Annotated in this window: 1 protein-coding gene; it reads left to right on the forward strand. The window is 38.5% G+C overall.

Annotation, left to right across the window (positions count from 1 at the left end):
* The first annotated feature begins 217 nt into the window (after positions 1-217).
* Complete coding sequence (locus BWI92_RS26710; protein ID WP_095168656.1) at positions 218-910, forward strand: transposase; 693 nt, start codon at positions 218-220, stop codon at positions 908-910.
* Positions 911-1,032 lie beyond the last annotated feature (122 nt).

Below are 1,032 nucleotides of genomic sequence, written 5' to 3' on the forward strand. Positions count from 1 at the left end.
ACGCATACGAGGTTTGATTTCTGAGGATTGCGCCCAAACTATATTTGGTAAAAACAGCGCAGAGTAGCAAAATAATAAAAGGGATTTTTTCATCGATTAAAAAGGTTTTATTGCCAACTTAAATTTTACTCGACCCGAGTGTTTTCTTGTGATTGGATAAAAAAGCGAAAAGACTGATTTTTGTAGTTACGACACAAACAAAAAAACAGCTTTTTCTGTGGCACAGAGTCCATCTACAAATATATATGAAATACTTAGAAGCTTAGGCATTGTCAAGCATAAAAAGCGACAGGAGTTTATTTGTGATATAGTAGAAGGTCTCATAGAGAGTCGTTCGGTACATTTTTCACAGATAGCAGCCAAGATAAAAGGCAAAGCCAAAGTCGCCTCTATAGAGCGAAGGATACAAGATTTTTTTCAAAAGGTATCCTTTGATTATTTACAGTTGGGAGTATTCTTCATGGGTTTTGTGCCACACCAACGAGTAGTAGTCAGCATAGACCGTACAGAATGGGATTTTGGAGGCACTCAAATCAATATTTTGTGTGCAGTCGTGAGCATCGGCAAAATGGCTATACCTATATACTTTGAGATGTTGGACAATAATAGTGGGAATAGTCATACAAATGATAGAATAGCGTTATTGAAGTCTATCATTGCTATCATAGGTACGGATAGGATTGCACTACTGGTTATGGACAGAGAGTTTGTTGGTAATAAATGGTGGGCATGGCTACAAAAACAAGGCATAAACTTTTGTGTACGTGTCCCTGCCAGTCATAAGATTACGCTCATAGATGGCTCTACTGCCACGGCAGAAGAGTTATTGCAGGATAAAAAGAGCTATTATGCACCTGTACATCAAGCCACAAGTAGCTTCTATCAACGATGCTTATTTGCAAACGGTTAGCTACGAATTGAATGATGGCACGAAAGGAACAGTTCAATACTCAGCTATATCACCTGGAGCGATTCCTGTAACTGTAACAGGAACGAAAAGCTTTACAGTGACCAAAGTAAGTAACCAATGTG

The organism is Flectobacillus sp. BAB-3569 (assembly GCF_002270355.1).
GTDB classification, from domain to species: Bacteria; Bacteroidota; Bacteroidia; order Cytophagales; family Spirosomataceae; genus Flectobacillus; species Flectobacillus roseus.